The sequence below is a fragment of the Rubellimicrobium aerolatum genome (genome assembly GCF_017872975.1).
Lineage (GTDB): Bacteria > Pseudomonadota > Alphaproteobacteria > Rhodobacterales > Rhodobacteraceae > Rubellimicrobium > Rubellimicrobium aerolatum.
Window position 1 is genome coordinate 428,407 of sequence record NZ_JAGGJP010000001.1, and the last position, 15,716, is coordinate 444,122.

Consider the following 15,716-nt stretch of genomic DNA (forward strand, 5'->3'; position numbering starts at 1 on the left):
GCACTCGTCACGCGCCGGGCCCGGAGCCCGCGCGACCCGCCCGCACCGGGCGAGGCTGCCCAAGACACGAAGGACCGGCCGGGAAGTTTCACCCGGCCCCGACTTTCACCCGGCCCCGACTTTCGCCTAGCCCCGACTTTCGCCTAGCGCTCGACCACCGAGCCCACGGCGACCACCGGCCCCGTCGCCACCCCGGTGGGCGAGCCGCCGACGGGCTCCACCGACAGCGCGAGCGTGGAGTCCTCGAATCCCCCCGCCAGCGCCGGGACGACCTCGATGGCCCCCGTCTCCGCGCGGGGGATCACGCCCAGCGAGGTCACCACCTCCCCCTGGATCAGCCACAGCTCCAGGTCTCGCCCCTCGGGCACGGCGCCCGCCGTGCGCCGCAGCTCCAGCCGGCGGGCGTCCTCGTCGTAGCGGGCCTCCACCACCAGCGATCCGTCCTGCGCCACGATTCGCGCGTCGTAGTCGAACGGCCCCGGCCGCAGCAGCCCCGGATCGAGCGCCAGCACCGCCAGCCCCGCCGCCACGACCCCGCCCAGCAGCCACGACAGGGACCGGGGCCAGGGCCGCCGCCGGGCCGGTTCGGGCCAAAGCCGCCGCTCCACCGCCGCCCGCAGCCGCGCGGGTGGCGCGACCGCCGGGATCTCGTCGGCCAGCGCCGCCAGACCCTCGCTCCAGTCCCGCACGAGGTCCCGGAACGCTGGATCGCGCCCCAGCCGCGCCTCGGCGGCCGCCAGCTCCGGCGCGTCCAGCAGCCCCAGCACGTATTCCGCCGCCAGCGCGGCGTCGTCCTCCGCGCTCATGACGCCATGCACTCCCGCAGCTTGAGAAGCCCGCGCCGCAGCCAGGTCCGCACCGTGTTCAGCGGCACCCCATAGCGCCGCGACAGGTCGGCATAGGCCTCGCCGCCCAGGTAGGCCCGGCGGATCGCGTCCGCGCGGTCGGGCGGCAGCGTCCCCAGGCAGGCCCCGATTCGTCCCCGCTCGGCGGCGGCCAGCATCGCCTCCTCGGGGTTGGGCGCCCCGTCCGCCACCTCCGCCGCCTCGTGGATGGGGGCGGCCCGGCTCGCCCGCCGGGCGCGCAGCCGGTCGATGGCGTGGTTGCGCGCCACCGTGATGAGCCAGGTCATCGGACTCAGCCCGTTCACCCGATAGCGGTCGGCGTTCCGCCACAGCTTCACGTAGATCTCCTGGAGCGCGTCCTCGGCCTCGGACCGATCGTTCAACACACGCAGCGCCACGCCGAACAGTTTCGCCGACGTGGCGTCATAAAGCGCCGACAGCGCCCGCCGGTCGCCCAGCGCCATGCGCGCGATCATGTCCTCGATGTCCGTCAGCCGCGTCATGCGTCCCCCCCGGCCGCCACAATGCCCGCTTCGGCGGATTTGGCAACGCCCCGGCGGCCCCCTTGCGGCGGGAAGGGATCGGAATAAGAAAGCCAGTGCCCGCGAGGGCCAGACCAGGCCCGGCGGACGACCGAGGAGACAGCCGCATGACCGACCCGACCGCCCGCCCCACCGAGGAGATCTCCGTCCGGGACGTCTTCGGCATCGACACCGACATGAAGGTGAGGGCCTTCGCCGACCGCGCCGACCGCGTGCCCGAGATCGACCCCACCTACAAGTTCGACCCCGACACCACCCTCGCGATCCTCGCGGGCTTTGCCTACAACCGCCGGGTGATGATCCAGGGCTACCACGGCACCGGCAAGTCCACCCACATCGAGCAGGTGGCCGCCCATCTCAACTGGCCCACGGTGCGCGTGAACCTCGACAGCCACATCAGCCGGATCGACCTGATCGGCAAGGACGCGATCAAGCTGCGCGAGGGCGTCCAGGTGACCGAGTTCCAGGAGGGCATCCTCCCCTGGGCGCTCCGCAACCCCTGCGCCATCGTCTTCGACGAATACGACGCGGGCCGCCCCGACGTGATGTTCGTGATCCAGCGCGTGCTGGAGACGGACGGCAAGCTCACGCTCATGGACCAGAACGTCATCCTGACGCCGCATCCGTCCTTCCGCCTGTTCGCCACCGCGAACACCGTGGGCCTGGGCGACACGACCGGCCTCTACCACGGCACGCAGCAGATCAACCAAGCGCAGATGGACCGCTGGTCCCTGGTGGCGACGCTCAACTACCTCAGCCACGACGCCGAGGCCGCCATCGTGCTGGCCAAGAACCCGCACTACAACACCGACAAGGGCCGCAAGGTCATCAACCAGATGGTGACGGTGGCCGACCTCACCCGCACCGCCTTCATGAACGGCGACCTGTCCACCGTCATGTCGCCCCGGACCGTCATCAACTGGGCCCAGAACGCCGAGATCTTCCGCAACGTCGGCTACGCCTTCCGCCTGTCCTTCCTGAACAAATGCGACGAGCTCGAGCGCCAGACCGTGGCCGAGTTCTACCAGCGCTGCTTCGCCGAGGAACTGCCCGAAAGCGCCGTCGCCATGGCGATGCGGTGATCCGCCGGGCGCTCCTCCTCGGGGCGCCCCTCGCGGCGGCGGCCCTCGCGGCGGCGGCCCTCGCGGCCGCCCCCGTGCAGGCAGAGGATCGCGTCCTCGCCCAGAGTCCCGCCCGCTGCGCCGCCTTCTGGCAGGGCTACGCCGACGTGCTGGGCGACGAGGGCGAGCGGGCTCTGGCCGACCGCTTCCGCGCCGCCTCCATCCGCCTGATCGGCGAGGCCGCGACCGACGCCACCATCGCCGAGCGCCGCCCCTGGATGCGCGACCTGCTCGACGCCTACATCCACGCCGGCGACGACCAGAGCCGCGACCTCTTCCGCCGCCTCGTCGCCGACTGCGGGAGGCTCGAGGCCGACCTGCCCTATCTCCGCTGACGCCGCAGCGCCAAGGCCCCGGCGCCCAGCGCCGCCGCATAGAGCGGCAACCCCCCGGGCAGCGGCACCGGCGCGGGCGCCACGTCCGTCACCACCGTGAAGTCGTCCACGCGCCCACCTATGCAGCCAATGAAGAAGTATTCCCCGCACTGGTAGGCGTAGCCGTCCGCTGGCAGGCCACCCACCGGCTGCAGGAGGAGCCGCACCCGCAGGGCGGAGAGCTGCGTGAACTCGTCCCCGAAGACATAGGTGTCGTCGTATTCGGCCAGCCCCGCCCCCAGCTCCGCCACCGCGACCGCAACCCCGTCGCGATAGCCGGTGAGCAGCAGGTAGCCGAAGTCATAGGGCTCGCCGCCCGGGCAGGTCTCGGCGCGGACGCACAGGTCCGCGAGCTGCTCCCGCTCCTTCTCATCGCATCCTGGGCAGGGGGCGCGGATCGTGTTGTTGTAGCCCCGCAGGTCGATGGAGACCGGCGTGAAGGCCGTGCCCGGATCGGCGACGAACACCGTCCCCGCCGAGAACCCGTCGTCCCCCAGGACGAGGTAGGGCGCGATATGGTCGTAGCGGTAGCGGTTCTGGTCCTCGTAGCGGACGTTGCCCACCTTGCCGCCGGTGGGCTGGTAGTCGAAATCGCCCAGCTCGTCGAAGGTGATCGTCACCGTCGCCGCCTGTCCCACGGCGGGCGCCACCAGCAGCGCGGCGAGGATGGGGCCGAGACGGGCCATGGCGTTCTCCTTTGCACGGAACTCCGCGCGGACTGTCGAATCACCCCATCCCGAAGTCAATCGTCGCCGGATCGATCAATCGTTAACGAATCGTGCACGCAACGTTCGTAGCTGTCGGAGATCGTCAATCCTTTCGTGCGAATCTCCTCGCACGGGCGGCAACAGGGCCGTCGAGAAAACGAACAGGAGGACGGACCATGCAACGACCGAACGCCGCACGACCCGCCCCCCTGGGGCACTCGCTAAGAAACCTGCTGCGCCGGGCGCTGTCGCACCCGGCCGGGACCGCCTCGGCCTCAGGCCGCCGCGCGCGCCGCCTTCAGGACGGACGCATACCAGCTCACCTGGTCCATCATGTCCTTGAGCGAGCCGCCGATCACCCCGTCCAGCGCCTCCATGGGCTCGGGGTTCGGGTTGTAGGCGCTCACGCGGTAGAAGTCGGACCCGCCGATATGGACGCCCGCGCGCACCGGGACCATCTGCAGCTCCACGGCGATCAGCCGCAGGTGCTCGATGGCGCGCGCCGCGCCGACGCTGCCGTAGCCGACGACGCCCATCGGCTTGCGGCCCCAGTTCACGTAATCCTGGTCCAGCGCGTTCTTGAGCGCGCCGGTGATCGAGCGGTTGTATTCGGCGACGATGAACACGTAGCCGTCGAAGCCGGCGATGGTCTCCTGCCAGCGCACCGCGCGGGGGTCCTCGCTCGGCACGTAGGCGTTGGACGCGACCTCGTTGAAGAACGGCAGGTCGAAGTCCTTGAGGTCGACCAGCTCGACCTCGACGTCGCCGCGCGCCCGGATCTTCTCCAGCGCCCACTGCGCGGGCTTGTCGGCCCAGCGCGCGTCGCGGGTCGAACCGATGATGAGGGCGATCTTGGGCTTGTCGGCCATGGGGGTCACTCCGGGAAAGACGTTGCCGCCCTGACTTGCGGCGGCGACGGCCGGACCGCAAGCGCCGCGCCCGCGCGCCGCCGCACAGCGCCTGCGCGGAACGCGCCTCCCGCCCTTGCCGGGGCGGGGTGCGGGTGCTTTATCTCCCCCATGTCCAAGCCCAGCGACAATCCCGCCGATCCCTTCAAGAAGGCCCTGGCCGAGGCCGCCAAGGTCATGGCCGACGACCCCGAGCTGACGGTCAGCTATTCCGTGGACCCGCCGGGCCTCACGTCCGACACGATGCGCCTGCCGCAGGTCTCGCGCCGCCTCACGAAGGACGAGGTGCTGCTCGCTCGCGGCACCGCCGACGGCCTCGCCCTGCGCCGCCGCCTGCACGACCCGGCCCTGGCCGACCGCTACCGGCCCCAGGGCCAGATGGCGCGCGACCTCATGGACGCCATGGAGACCGCCCGCGTCGAGGCGCTGGGGGCCGAGCACATGCCCGGCACCGCCGGCAACATCGACGCCCGCATCGCCTCGGACGCCAAGCGCAAGGGCTACGACCAGATCCGCGCCTCGCAGGACGCCCCCCTCGCCATCGCGGCGGGCTACCTCATCCGCCACCTCGCGACCGGCCGTCCCCTGCCGCCCGGAGCCTCCAACGTCATGGAGCTGTGGCGCGGCTTCATCGAGGACATGGCCGGCGACCGCCTGTCCGACATCCCCGACCTGCTGTCCGACCAGCGCGCCTTCGCCCGCTTCTCGCGCGACGTGATCCGCGACCTGGGCTACGGCGACCAGCTCGGCGACGACCCCGACGACCAGCAGGACGAGGCGCAGGACGAGGCCGAGCCCGAGGACGACGACACCGACGACGCCGGGAGCGAGCAGGAGAGCGAATCCGAGGAGCCCGAGGCCTCCCCCGAGCGCGCGCAGGACGAGGAGCAGGACGCCTCCCAGGCCCAGGTCTCCATGGAGGCCGACTCCGACGCCGAGGAGATGGACGCCGAGGAGCTCCCCGAGGGCGAGGCCCCGCACGAGCCGCCGCCGCCCGCGCCCGTCTCGGACGCCGACCCCACCTACAAGGTCTTCACCACCCGCTTCGACGAGATCATCGGCGCCGAGGAGCTGGCCGAGCCCGCCGAGCTCGAACGCCTGCGCGCCTATCTCGACCAGCAGCTCGACCCGCTGAAGGGCGCGGTCAGCCGCCTGGCGAACAAGCTGCAACGCCGCCTTCAGGCCCAGCAGAACCGCTCGTGGGAGTTCGACCGGGAGGAGGGCATCCTCGACGCCGGCCGCCTCGCGCGCGTCGTCGCCAGCCCGACGACGCCGCTCAGCTTCAAGGTCGAGAAGGACACCGAGTTCCGCGATACCGTCGTGACGCTCCTCCTCGACAACTCCGGCTCCATGCGCGGCCGCCCCATCTCCATCGCCGCGATCTGCGCCGACGTGCTGGCGCGGACGCTCGAACGCTGCCAGGTCAAGGTGGAGATCCTGGGCTTCACCACCCGCGCCTGGAAGGGCGGCCAGAGCCGCGAAAGCTGGCTCGGCGAAGGCCGCCCCGCCCTGCCCGGCCGCCTCAACGACCTGCGCCACATCGTCTACAAGGCCGCCGACGCCCCCTGGCGGCGGGTCCGCAACAACCTCGGCCTGATGATGAAGGAAGGCCTCCTGAAGGAGAACATCGACGGCGAGGCCCTCGAATGGGCGCACCGCCGCATGGTCGCCCGCCCCGAGGCCCGCAAGGTCCTCATGGTCATCTCCGACGGCGCGCCTGTGGACGACTCCACGCTCTCCGTGAACCCCGCGAACACGCTGGAGAAGCACCTTCGCGACGTGATCGCCATGGTGGAGCGCCGCAAGGCGGTCGAACTCATCGCCATCGGCATCGGCCACGACGTGACGCGCTACTACCAGCGCGCCGTGACTATCACCGACGTGGAGCAGCTCGCCGGCGCGATGACCGAACAGCTCGCGAGCCTCTTCGAGTCCGACCCGCGCAAGCGGGCCAAGGCCGAGCGGAGGCGCGCGTGATGTTCCAGACCTTCACCGTCACGGCCGACCCGTCCCACGGCCCCGCCCGCCTCGCCGCCCTGCGCGTCCTCATGGCCGAGCAGGGCCTCGACGCCGTGCTGGTGCCCCGGTCGGACAGGCATCAGGGTGAATACGTCGCCCCCGGCGACGAGCGCCTCGCCTGGCTGACTGGCTTCACCGGCTCGGCCGGCTTCTGCGCCGTCACGGCCCAAGAGGCCGGCGTCTTCATCGACGGCCGCTACCGCGTGCAGGTCCGCTCCCAGGTCGCCCCCGACTTCACGCCCGTGAACTGGCCGGAGACCAAGCTCTCCGACTGGCTCCTCGAACGCCTTGCCTCCGGCCACCGGATCGGCTTCGACCCGTGGCTGCACACGATGGACGAGATCGCGACCCTCCACGCGACGCTGGAGCCCAAGGGCCTCGGCCTTGTCCCCATCGAGAACCCCATCGACCGCCTCTGGACCGACCGGCCCCCGCCGCCCGCCGCTCCCTTCACCGCCTACCCGGAGAACCTCGCGGGTGAGACCCACGCGAGCAAGCGCGCCCGCCTCGCCGCGCAACTGCGAGAGGCCGGCGAACGGGCCTGCGTCCTCACGCTCCCCGACTCCATCGCCTGGCTCCTCAACATCCGAGGGGCCGACGTCGCCTGCAATCCGGTCCCCCACGCCTATGCCGTGCTGCACGAGGATGGCACCTGCGACCTCTACTGCCAGCCGGGCAAGGCCGACGCGATCCTCGGCCACCTGAGCGACGGCGTCCGCGTCCACCCCGAAACCTCCTTCGTCCCCGGCCTCGACTTCCTCCCCTCGCCCACCCGGCTCGACCCCAAGTCCTGCCCCGAGGCGATCCATGCCTTCCTGACCACGCGCGGCATCACCGTCGCGCGCGGGTCCGACCCCTGCCTCCTCCCCAAGGCGCGCAAGACCGCCCAGGAGATCGCCGCCACCACCGAGGCGCACCTCCGCGACGGCGCGGCCATGGCGAACTTCCTCGCTTGGCTCGACCGCGAGGCCCCGACGGGCAACCTCACCGAGATCGCCGTCGTCCAGGCCCTCGAAGGCTTCCGCCGCGCCACCAACGCGCTCCGCGACATCAGCTTCGACACGATCTGCGGCGCGGGCGCGCACGGGGCCATCGTCCATTATCGCGTCACGGAGGCCACGAACGCCCCGGTAACGCTGGGCAACCTCCTCCTCGTCGACTCAGGCGGCCAATACCTCGACGGCACCACCGACATCACCCGCACCGTCACCGTGGGCGATCCGCCCGAGGGCGCGGCCCAAGCCTACACCCGCGTCCTGCAAGGCATGATCGCCATCAGCCGCGCCCGCTTCCCCAAGGGCGTCGCCGGCCAGCACCTCGACGCGCTCGCCCGCTACCCGCTCTGGCTCGCCGGGCAGGACTACGACCACGGCACCGGCCACGGCGTCGGCGTGTTCCTGTCCGTCCACGAAGGCCCGCAGCGCCTGTCCCGCCTCTCCGACGTGCCGCTCGAGCCCGGCATGATCCTGTCCAACGAACCCGGCTACTACCGCGAGGGCGCCTGGGGCATCCGCATCGAGAACCTGATCCTCGTGGAGGAGGCCCCGCCCCTCCCCGGCGGCGACGACCGCGCCATGCTCGCCTTCCACACGCTCACCTGGGTCCCGCTCGACCGTCGCCTGATCCAAACGGACCTCCTCTCGCGCGATGAACGCGCCTGGATCGACGCCTACCATTCAGGCGTTCTCGACCGGATCGGCCCACGGGTGGAGGGCGAGACGCTCGCTTGGCTCCAGGCCGCCTGCACGCCGCTCTGAAACCGCTTGCCCCTGCGTCCTTCGCGCGCCCATGATCTTGTCGGGGAACGCAGGGGACCAGCATGACCGACCATATCACCATCCGCCTATCGGACGGCACCTGGACCGTCCGTGCCGGCGGCGCGATACTCGCCGAGACGACGCGCGGCCTGGAACTCCGCGAAGGCTCCTATCCTCCGGTCGTCTACATCCCGCGCGAGGATGTCGCGATGGCCCTCTTCGAGCGGTCGCCCACCCGGACCACCTGTCCCCACAAGGGCGAGGCCAGCTACTACTCCTTCGTCGGCAAGAGCGCGCGGATCGCAGACGCCGCCTGGAGCTACGAGACGCCCAAGGACGGCGTGGCCCCCATCGCCGGACACCTCGCCTTCTATTCGAACAGGGTGACGCTGGAACGGGCCTGACCTCGACCGCAGCGCGGCAGCCTGAAGACGGCCCAACCGTCGCACGGCCTCACGCCGCGTCGGCCGCGCCCAGCAACTCCCGCGCCGCGCCGCGCGCCGCCTCGGTCACCGTCTCGCCGGCCAGCATCCGGGCGATCTCGTCCACCCGCGCCGGCGCGTCCAGCGGCACCACGCGCGAGGTCGTCATGCCGTCGCGCACGTTCTTCTCCACCCGCCAGTGGTGCGCCCCGAGCGCCGCCACCTGCGGCGAGTGCGTCACCACCAGCACCTGACCCCCGTGGGCGAGGTCCGCGAGCCGCCGTCCCACCGCCGCCGCCGTGGCCCCGCCCACGCCGCGGTCGATCTCATCGAAGATCATCGTCTTGGCGTCCCCTTCGCGCACGAGGCAGACCTTGAGCGCCAGGAGGAACCGCGACAGCTCGCCCCCGGACGCGATCCGGTCCAGCGGCCCCGGCGGCGCGCCGGGGTTGGTCGCCGCCACGAACCGCACGTCGTCCTGCCCCTCCGGCCCCGGCTCGGCGGGCGTGACCTCCACGCTGAACACCGCCCGCTCCATCTTGAGGGGGGGCAGCTCCGCCGCCATCGCCGTCTCCAGCCGCCCCGCCGCAACCCGCCGATGCGCCGACAGCTCGTCCGCCGCCGCCTGCCACGCGGCGTCCGCCGCCTTCACCGCCGCGCGCAGCCGTCCCTCGTCCGCCTCGGACGCGTCCAGCGCCGCGAGCCGTCCGGCCATGTCCTCGGCGAGCGCCGCTAGATCGTCCGGCGCGACGTTGTGCTTGCGCGCCATCGCCCGGATCGCGAACAGCCGCTCCTCCGTCTCCTCCAGCGCGCGGGGATCGAAGCGCAGCACGTCCAGGAAATCGCGCACCCCCGCCTCGGCCTCGCCCAACGCCTCCTGCGCCCGCTCCAGCGCCGCCAGCGGCTCGTCGAGCCGTCCCTCGGCCTGATCCGAGGCCTGGTCGAGCCGTCGCATTGCCTCGGACACGAGCCCCTCGGCCCCCTGCGAGGAGATGGCGTTCAGCGCCTTGCCGATGCCCTCCCGGATCTTCTCCCCCGCCTGCATCAGCCGGCGCTGCGCGTCGAGGCTCGCCTCCTCCCCCGGCTGCGGGTCGAGCTTGCCCAGTTCCTCCACCGCGTGCCGCAGGAAGTCCTCCTCCTCCTTGAGCTTGGCCCGCGCCGCCTCGGTTGCGGCCAAGGCCCGCCGTGCGTCCCGCCGCGCCCCCCAGGCCGCGCGGACGCGCGCCAGCAACGCCTCGGCCCCGGCGAAGTCGTCCAGCAGCGCCCGGTGCACGCGCGGGTTCAGCAGGCCCTTGTCGTCCTGCTGCCCGTGCAGCTCGACCAGCGTCTCCGACAGCGCCCGCAGCGTCTCCCCGGAGGCGCGGCGGTCGTTGATCCAGGCCGTCTTGCGCCCATCCTGGTAGTTCACCCGCCGCAGGACCAGCGCGCCGGGATCGTCCTCGTCGGGCTCGATCCCCGCCTCGGCCAGCACGGCATGGGCGGGGTGCCCCGGCGGCAGATCGAAGACCGCCGTCACTTCCCCCCGCTCCGCGCCCTTGCGGACCAGCTCGGCCCGCCCGCGCCAGCCCAGCACGAATCCGAGCGAGTCGAGCAGGATCGACTTCCCCGCCCCCGTCTCCCCCGTCAGCACGTTGAGCCCGGACCGGAACGCGAGGTCGAGCCGCTCGATGATGAGCATATCCCGTATTTCGAGCCCGCGCAGCATCCTGGTTCCCCACCTGTTCCGCCCAGGATGTGGCTCGGGCCAAACGGGGGGTCAACCCCGCCCGTCGGGCTCCGGCATGCGGGCTCAGTCGCAGGCCATGTCGGCCATGGCCGGACAGGCGGCCAGAAGCGCGCCGATCGCCGCCGCCGACCCCCTCAGGCCGATGACGCGGGCACCAGGGATGCTGGCCGCCGCCGATCCGCTCGCGACGGCGTGGGCTCCCCCCGGCCCCTCGATGGTGAGCCGCGCGCCCGAGGCCTGACGGTCCGGCAGGCCGTCGACCGCGAAGATCCGGCTCGCGTCCCGGAAATGACCGATCTGGTGCCCGCAGGACGTGCGGTCCTCGGCGGCGACCCCGCCGTCGATGCGCCGGATGCTGGTTTCCGACCAGCCCTGGGCCAGGTCGAAGACGAAGGTCAGCCCGTCGGCCTCGAACATGTCGGCCGTCACGCGGAGCGACGCGGGCCGGGCCCGATCCGACCCGCACGCGAAGCCCATCGCACCCCATTCGGTCTGGACATGGGCCGAGAGGCCCAGGATCGGATGCGGACCATAGGTCCAGGCGCCGGTGGATGCGCTGGCGGACGACGGCGCCGCGACGACGGACCCGCCTTGGTTCCTGACACCGTTCCCGGGCTCGCCGCTGCACTGCGCCTGCACGCAATCCCCGTACGCCGGATCGTCGGCCGGGCCGAAGTTCGCAAGGCAGGCCCAGACGCAGCGCTGCTCCTCCATCACCGCTTCGACCGCCGCCTCCTGCGCTCCCGCCGGCAGGCCGGTCGCCGCCAGAAGGACGATCCCGATCAGTCTCATCGCGCGCATCCCTGCCCTTGGGCGCGGCGCCTCACCGCCCCTGGAGGCAAACTGACCCAACGTCAGGAACCCGGCAAGCCCAAGTTGCCGGCAAAAAGCTCCGGCCGCTCCACCACCAGCCGCTCCAGCCGGGTCACGAGTTGCCGCAGATGCGCCCGCGTCGCCGCCCGCGCCGCCTCCGGATCGCGCGCTTCCAGGGCGGCCAGGATCGCCCGGTGCTCCTCCAGAGTCTCGTCCACCCGCCCCGGCGTTGGCAGCAGGAGCCGCCGCGCCCGGTCCACGTGGACCCAGGCGGTGCGCGAGAGCCCCGGCAACCGCCTGTGCCCGGTGAAGCTCAGGATCAGTTCGTGAAACAGCGCGTCCGCCGCATGGAATCCGCCGATGTCCCCGTCGACCAGCGCCGCCTCCTGCAACCGCAGGTTTCGCCTGAGCTGCGCGAGCTGCTCCGCGCCCACTCGCCCGGCCACCATCTCCACCGCCGCGATCTCCAGCGCCTCGCGCAGGAAGGCCCCTTCCCGCACCTCCTCCATCGACAGCCGCGCGACATAGGTTCCAGCCTGCGGCACCACGTCCACCAGCGCCTCCTGAGCCAGCCGCGCCACCGCCTCCGCGACCGGGCTCCGCGACACGCCCAGGGCCGCGCAGACCTCCCCCTTCCGCAGGATCGCCCCGGGGCGGAGCGTCAGGTCGAGGATCGCCTCCTTGAGAGAGGCATGGACCCGTTGCGACAGCGAACCGGCAAAGGCGTCGAGCGGACGCAAAGAGGGCGGGTCGGCCTGGATCGGAGATTCAAGGACAGCCTGCGACATGCTAGCATGTTAGCTGCGGCCCGAATCAAGTCAACGACCCGAGGGGACCCCATGCTCGACCTTGCGACCTCCGCCACCATCCGCCTGCATCCCGGCGACAACGTGGTGATCGCGCTCGCGGACCTCCCTGCCGGGACGGTGCTGCCCGAGATCGGCCTGCCCCTGCCCGGCCCCGTCCCGCGCGGCCACAAGGTCGCCGTCGCCCTCATCCCGCCCCGTGGAAACGTCGTCCGCTACGGCCAGATCATCGGCGCGGCGATGCAAGCGATCCAGCCCGGCGAGCACGTCCACACCCACAACCTCGGCATGGGCGCGCACGACACCGACTACGCCTTCGGCACCGACCTCCGCCCGCTGCCGCCCGTGACCGAGGCGCGGTCCTTCCTGGGCTACCACCGCGCCGACGGGCAGGTGGGCACACGGAACTACCTCGGCGTCCTGACCTCGGTGAACTGCTCCGGCTCCGTCGCCCGGTTCATCGCGGAGGCCTGCGAGCGCGAGGACTGGCTCCGCGACAACCCTGCCATCGACGGCGTGGTGCCGATCGTCCACGGCACCGGCTGTGGGATGTCCGGCAAGGACGAGGGTTACGAGACGCTGTTCCGCACCCTCCAGGGCTATGCCCGCAACCCGAACTTCGCCGGCATCCTCCTCGTGGGCCTCGGCTGCGAGGTCATGCAGGTGCCCGACCTGATCGGTCACGGCCGCCTGCGCGGCGACGGCCTGTTCCGCTACATGACCATCCAGCAGACCGGCGGCACCCGCCGCACCGTCGAGAAGGGCGTGGCGTTGCTGCGCGAGATGGCCGAGCAGGCCGCCCGCGCCGTGCGCGAGCCCGCCGGCCTGGAGCGTCTGGTGATCGGGATGCAATGCGGCGGCTCGGACGGCTATTCCGGCATCACCGCCAACCCGGCGCTCGGCGCCGCCTCCGACCTCCTCGTGGCCCATGGCGGCACCACGATCCTGTCGGAAACCCCCGAGATCTACGGGGCCGAGCACCTCCTCACCCGCCGCGCCGTCTCGCGCGAGGTCGGCGAGAAGATCGTTGAACGCATCAGGTGGTGGGAGGACTACACCTCCCGTTGGGGCGGCGAGATGGACAACAATCCCTCGCCCGGCAACAAGAAGGGCGGCCTGACGACCATCCTGGAGAAGTCCCTCGGCGCCGTCGCCAAGGGCGGCACGGCCCCTCTCACGCAGGTCTACAAGTTCGCCGAGCCGATCACCGAGCGAGGCTTCGTCTACATGGACTCACCAGGCTATGACCCCTGCTCGGTCACCGGCCAGATCGCGAGCGGAGCCAACCTGATCGTGTTCACCACCGGGCGCGGCTCGGTTTCGGGCTACAAGCCCGTTCCCTGCATCAAGCTCGCCACCAACAGCGAGATGTATGCGCGGATGAGCGAGGACATGGACCTCGACTGCGGCGACATCGTCTCCGAAGGCGTGTCGCTGGAGGCGAAGGGCCGCGAGATCTTCGAGACCTTCCTCGCCACCGCGAGCGGGCGCCCCACCAAGTCCGAGGAGCTGGGCTTCGGCGGCGCGGAGTTCGTCCCCTGGCAGATGGGCGCCGTCATGTGAGGCCGCGCGACCGGCCCGACGGTCGCAAGATGCGTATTTGGGCCAAGTTGAGAGGCCATGCTCATCAACTTGGTCCAAATACGCCGGCGACGGCGGGGCCGAAGCGCCCCGGCGTCAGATCCACTCGCCCCGGATGACCTGCCGGTAGATCGCGCTCAGCCAGTTGTCCCCTACCGGCACCGGCCGCAGGCCCCGGCCCGTCAGCAGCGCGTAGCTGTCGCGGTACCAGTCGGTCGCCTGATAGTTGGCCCCCAGGATCGCCCCGGCCGTCTGCGCCTCGGCGTCGAGCCCGAGCGAGAGGTAGCCCTCCACCAGCCGGTGCAGCGCCTCGGGAGTGTGGCGGGTGACCTGATAATCCTCGACCACGATGCGGAAGCGGTTGAGCGCCGCCGTGTAGTGCCCGCGCGACAGGTAGTAGCGCCCGATCTCCATCTCCTTGGCGGCCAGGTGGTCGAAGGCGAGGTCGAACTTCGCCACCGCGTCGGCGGCGTAGGGGCTGTCGGGATAGACCTCGATCACCGTCCGAAGCGCCTGCAACGCCTGGAAGGTCAGCCCCTGGTCCCGCCCCACGTCGTCGATCTGGTCGTAGAAGGACAGCGCCAGGAGGTATTGGGCATAAGCCGCGTCCTCGTCCGCTGGGAAGAAGTCGAGGTAACGCTGCGCCGCCGCGCGGGCGTCCTCGTATTGCCGGTCGCGATGATAGGCGAAGGCCGCCATGATGAGACCGCGCTTGGCCCAGTCCGAATAGGGATAAAGCCGCTCGACCTCCGAGAAGTAGAAGGCCGCGTCCTCCTCCTGCCCCTGCTCGAGCAGCGACTCGCCCTGGACGTAGATCTGCTCGGGCGTCAGCGCATCGAGCTCGGCCTGATCGCGCGGCCCAGGGCCGCCGCAGGCCGCCAAGCCCAACGCCATCGCGGCCCAGATCCCCGCCCGTCCCCAGCCTCTCGCCATCCCGCGCCTCGCCGCAGTTCGTGATTGGGGGAGCCCCACGGATCCCCGTTCCGGCTCGATTAGCACGCTTCTCCGGGGGGCAAAATGCACATTCGCCGCGCGCGCCGCGCGCCTCACGCCACGGCGGGAAGGTCGGCCCGCCGGGCGCGCAACGGGCCGGCCCCGGGCAGCCGGGCCCGAAGGCCCGCATCGCAGGGCACGCGCCGCCACGCCTCGGGGCGCGCGAAGAGTTCGCGCAGCAGACGGTTGGTCATGGCGTGCCCCGCCCGCAGCCCGACGTAGCGCCCCAGGATCGGCGCCCCGGCGGTGGCGAGGTCGCCCACGGCGTCCAGCATCTTGTGGCGCACGGCCTCGTCCGGGTGGCGCAGTCCCCCCGGCGTCAGCACCCGCGCCCCGTCCACCACCACGGCGTTGAGGTAGGTGCCCCCCAAGGCCAGCCCGCGCGCGCGCATCGCCTCCACGTCCGCCTCGCGGCAGAAGGTCCGGCTGTCGGCCAACTCGCGCAGGAAGGCCGCCCCGCCGAGGTCGAGCCTTCGCTCCTGATGGCCGATCGCCGCGTCGGGGAAGTCGATGGCGAACTCCATGGAGAAGCCCGCGCCCGGCTCCAGCCGCGCCACCGCCGCGCCGCTCCGGACCTCAACCGGCTCCAGCACCTCGATGGCCTCGAGCGGCGCGTCCAGCGTCGCGACCCCGGCGGCCAGGATCGCCTCGACCCACGGCAGCGCCGATCCGTCGAGGATGGGAACCTCGGGTCCGTCGATCTCGATCAGGGCGTTGTGCACGCCCGTCCCCGCCAGCGCCGCCATCAGGTGCTCGATGGTCGAGACGGACAGCCCCCCCTCGCCGACGATGCGGGTGTTGAGCGGCGACACCTCCACCCGGTCCCAGGTGGCGGGGATCAGCGACTCGCGGCCCTCGGAGACCCGTCGGAAGCGCAGGCCGGAGCCGGCGGGGGCGTCCCGCAGCGTGACCCGCGCCGGAGCGCCGGAGTGGAGACCTGTGCCCGCGACGGTCACGGGCTGGAGGAGAGTCGTCTGCACGGCCTTGGCCCTTCTACTCGGACCTCCGAGATAGGAACCCCGGCCCGAGTCGCCAATTCACGTATTCTGACTCGGTGAAACAGTTTCCCCGGCACGCGAAAGGGCCGCCCCAGGGACGGCCC

General features: G+C 71.7%; 15 protein-coding genes. 6 read left to right on the plus strand and 9 right to left on the minus strand.

Going from position 1 to position 15,716, the window contains the following annotated elements:
• Nucleotides 1-143: 143 nt before the first annotated feature.
• Together J2Z33_RS02110 and J2Z33_RS02115 are read right to left on the minus strand one after the other, a co-directional pair.
• Entirely contained in the window at nt 144-806 is a 663-nt protein-coding gene (locus J2Z33_RS02110; RefSeq protein WP_209837365.1) for an anti-sigma factor, read from the minus strand.
• Entirely contained in the window at nt 803-1,348 is a 546-nt protein-coding gene (locus J2Z33_RS02115) for a sigma-70 family RNA polymerase sigma factor (RefSeq protein WP_209837367.1), read from the minus strand. The genes J2Z33_RS02110 and J2Z33_RS02115 overlap by 4 nt, the downstream gene beginning before the upstream one ends.
• Before the next feature lie 146 nt (nt 1,349-1,494).
• Between J2Z33_RS02115 and cobS the strand changes: the two genes are divergently transcribed.
• Both cobS and J2Z33_RS02125 read left to right on the plus strand, forming a co-directional pair.
• Nucleotides 1,495-2,469 (plus strand): cobaltochelatase subunit CobS, encoded by a 975-nt coding sequence (gene cobS / locus J2Z33_RS02120; RefSeq protein ID WP_209837369.1) that lies wholly within the window; start codon nt 1,495-1,497, stop codon nt 2,467-2,469.
• Nucleotides 2,466-2,843 (plus strand): hypothetical protein, encoded by a 378-nt coding sequence (locus J2Z33_RS02125; protein ID WP_209837371.1) that lies wholly within the window; start codon nt 2,466-2,468, stop codon nt 2,841-2,843. The genes cobS and J2Z33_RS02125 overlap by 4 nt, the downstream gene beginning before the upstream one ends.
• Here the strand turns inward: J2Z33_RS02125 and J2Z33_RS02130 are convergent.
• The gene (locus J2Z33_RS02130; protein ID WP_209837373.1) at nt 2,831-3,568 is read right to left on the minus strand and encodes a hypothetical protein; all 738 of its coding nucleotides are present in this window, start codon (nt 3,566-3,568) and stop codon (nt 2,831-2,833) included. The genes J2Z33_RS02125 and J2Z33_RS02130 overlap by 13 nt on opposite strands.
• Before the next feature lie 296 nt (nt 3,569-3,864).
• Nucleotides 3,865-4,458 carry an NADPH-dependent FMN reductase gene (locus J2Z33_RS02135; protein WP_209837376.1) on the minus strand — a complete coding sequence of 198 codons (594 nt, stop codon included), beginning with the start codon at nt 4,456-4,458 and terminating at the stop codon, nt 3,865-3,867.
• A 150-nt stretch (nt 4,459-4,608) separates the two neighbouring features.
• Between J2Z33_RS02135 and cobT the strand changes: the two genes are divergently transcribed.
• The 3 genes from cobT to J2Z33_RS02150 all read left to right on the plus strand — a co-directional run bounded on the left by cobT (nt 4,609) and on the right by J2Z33_RS02150 (nt 8,677).
• Nucleotides 4,609-6,474, plus strand: coding sequence for a cobaltochelatase subunit CobT (cobT, locus tag J2Z33_RS02140; protein WP_209837378.1), 1,866 nt, complete (start codon nt 4,609-4,611; stop codon nt 6,472-6,474).
• Complete coding sequence (locus J2Z33_RS02145) at nt 6,474-8,273, plus strand: aminopeptidase P family protein (RefSeq protein WP_209837503.1); 1,800 nt, start codon at nt 6,474-6,476, stop codon at nt 8,271-8,273. The genes cobT and J2Z33_RS02145 overlap by 1 nt, the downstream gene beginning before the upstream one ends.
• A gap of 62 nt (nt 8,274-8,335) precedes the next feature.
• Nucleotides 8,336-8,677, plus strand: coding sequence for a DUF427 domain-containing protein (locus J2Z33_RS02150; RefSeq protein WP_209837380.1), 342 nt, complete (start codon nt 8,336-8,338; stop codon nt 8,675-8,677).
• A gap of 49 nt (nt 8,678-8,726) precedes the next feature.
• On the opposite strand, the gene recN is transcribed toward J2Z33_RS02150, so the two are convergent.
• The 3 genes from recN to J2Z33_RS02165 form a co-directional block, all read right to left on the minus strand.
• On the minus strand, nt 8,727-10,400 hold the full coding sequence (recN, locus tag J2Z33_RS02155; RefSeq protein WP_209837382.1) for a DNA repair protein RecN: 1,674 nt from the start codon (nt 10,398-10,400) through the stop codon (nt 8,727-8,729).
• Between the two features lie 84 nt (nt 10,401-10,484).
• Nucleotides 10,485-11,213 (minus strand): hypothetical protein, encoded by a 729-nt coding sequence (locus J2Z33_RS02160; protein ID WP_209837384.1) that lies wholly within the window; start codon nt 11,211-11,213, stop codon nt 10,485-10,487.
• Nucleotides 11,214-11,275: 62 nt separating this feature from the next.
• The gene (locus J2Z33_RS02165; RefSeq protein ID WP_209837386.1) at nt 11,276-12,022 is read right to left on the minus strand and encodes a GntR family transcriptional regulator; all 747 of its coding nucleotides are present in this window, start codon (nt 12,020-12,022) and stop codon (nt 11,276-11,278) included.
• A 51-nt stretch (nt 12,023-12,073) separates the two neighbouring features.
• Between J2Z33_RS02165 and J2Z33_RS02170 the strand changes: the two genes are divergently transcribed.
• The gene (locus tag J2Z33_RS02170) at nt 12,074-13,603 is read left to right on the plus strand and encodes a UxaA family hydrolase (RefSeq protein WP_209837388.1); all 1,530 of its coding nucleotides are present in this window, start codon (nt 12,074-12,076) and stop codon (nt 13,601-13,603) included.
• Between the two features lie 114 nt (nt 13,604-13,717).
• Here the strand turns inward: J2Z33_RS02170 and J2Z33_RS02175 are convergent, their stop codons facing one another.
• Together J2Z33_RS02175 and lpxC are read right to left on the minus strand one after the other, a co-directional pair.
• The gene (locus J2Z33_RS02175; RefSeq protein WP_209837389.1) at nt 13,718-14,554 is read right to left on the minus strand and encodes an outer membrane protein assembly factor BamD; all 837 of its coding nucleotides are present in this window, start codon (nt 14,552-14,554) and stop codon (nt 13,718-13,720) included.
• Nucleotides 14,555-14,667: 113 nt separating this feature from the next.
• Nucleotides 14,668-15,594 carry a UDP-3-O-acyl-N-acetylglucosamine deacetylase gene (gene lpxC, locus J2Z33_RS02180; RefSeq protein ID WP_209837391.1) on the minus strand — a complete coding sequence of 309 codons (927 nt, stop codon included), beginning with the start codon at nt 15,592-15,594 and terminating at the stop codon, nt 14,668-14,670.
• Between the last annotated feature and the right edge of the window lie 122 nt (nt 15,595-15,716).

Excerpts from the sequence above, each read along its gene's own strand:
- J2Z33_RS02110 (WP_209837365.1), bottom strand. The coding sequence starts at position 806 with ATGAGCGCGGAGGACGACGCCGCGCTGGCGGCGGAATACGTGCTGGGG.
- J2Z33_RS02115 (WP_209837367.1), bottom strand. The coding sequence starts at position 1,348 with ATGACGCGGCTGACGGACATCGAGGACATGATCGCGCGCATGGCGCTG.
- cobS (WP_209837369.1), top strand. The coding sequence starts at position 1,495 with ATGACCGACCCGACCGCCCGCCCCACCGAGGAGATCTCCGTCCGGGAC.
- J2Z33_RS02130 (WP_209837373.1), bottom strand. The coding sequence starts at position 3,568 with ATGGCCCGTCTCGGCCCCATCCTCGCCGCGCTGCTGGTGGCGCCCGCC.
- J2Z33_RS02135 (WP_209837376.1), bottom strand. The coding sequence starts at position 4,458 with ATGGCCGACAAGCCCAAGATCGCCCTCATCATCGGTTCGACCCGCGAC.
- cobT (WP_209837378.1), top strand. The coding sequence starts at position 4,609 with ATGTCCAAGCCCAGCGACAATCCCGCCGATCCCTTCAAGAAGGCCCTG.
- J2Z33_RS02145 (WP_209837503.1), top strand. The coding sequence starts at position 6,474 with ATGTTCCAGACCTTCACCGTCACGGCCGACCCGTCCCACGGCCCCGCC.
- J2Z33_RS02150 (WP_209837380.1), top strand. The coding sequence starts at position 8,336 with ATGACCGACCATATCACCATCCGCCTATCGGACGGCACCTGGACCGTC.
- recN (WP_209837382.1), bottom strand. The coding sequence starts at position 10,400 with ATGCTGCGCGGGCTCGAAATACGGGATATGCTCATCATCGAGCGGCTC.
- J2Z33_RS02160 (WP_209837384.1), bottom strand. The coding sequence starts at position 11,213 with ATGAGACTGATCGGGATCGTCCTTCTGGCGGCGACCGGCCTGCCGGCG.
- J2Z33_RS02165 (WP_209837386.1), bottom strand. The coding sequence starts at position 12,022 with ATGTCGCAGGCTGTCCTTGAATCTCCGATCCAGGCCGACCCGCCCTCT.
- J2Z33_RS02170 (WP_209837388.1), top strand. The coding sequence starts at position 12,074 with ATGCTCGACCTTGCGACCTCCGCCACCATCCGCCTGCATCCCGGCGAC.
- J2Z33_RS02175 (WP_209837389.1), bottom strand. The coding sequence starts at position 14,554 with ATGGCGAGAGGCTGGGGACGGGCGGGGATCTGGGCCGCGATGGCGTTG.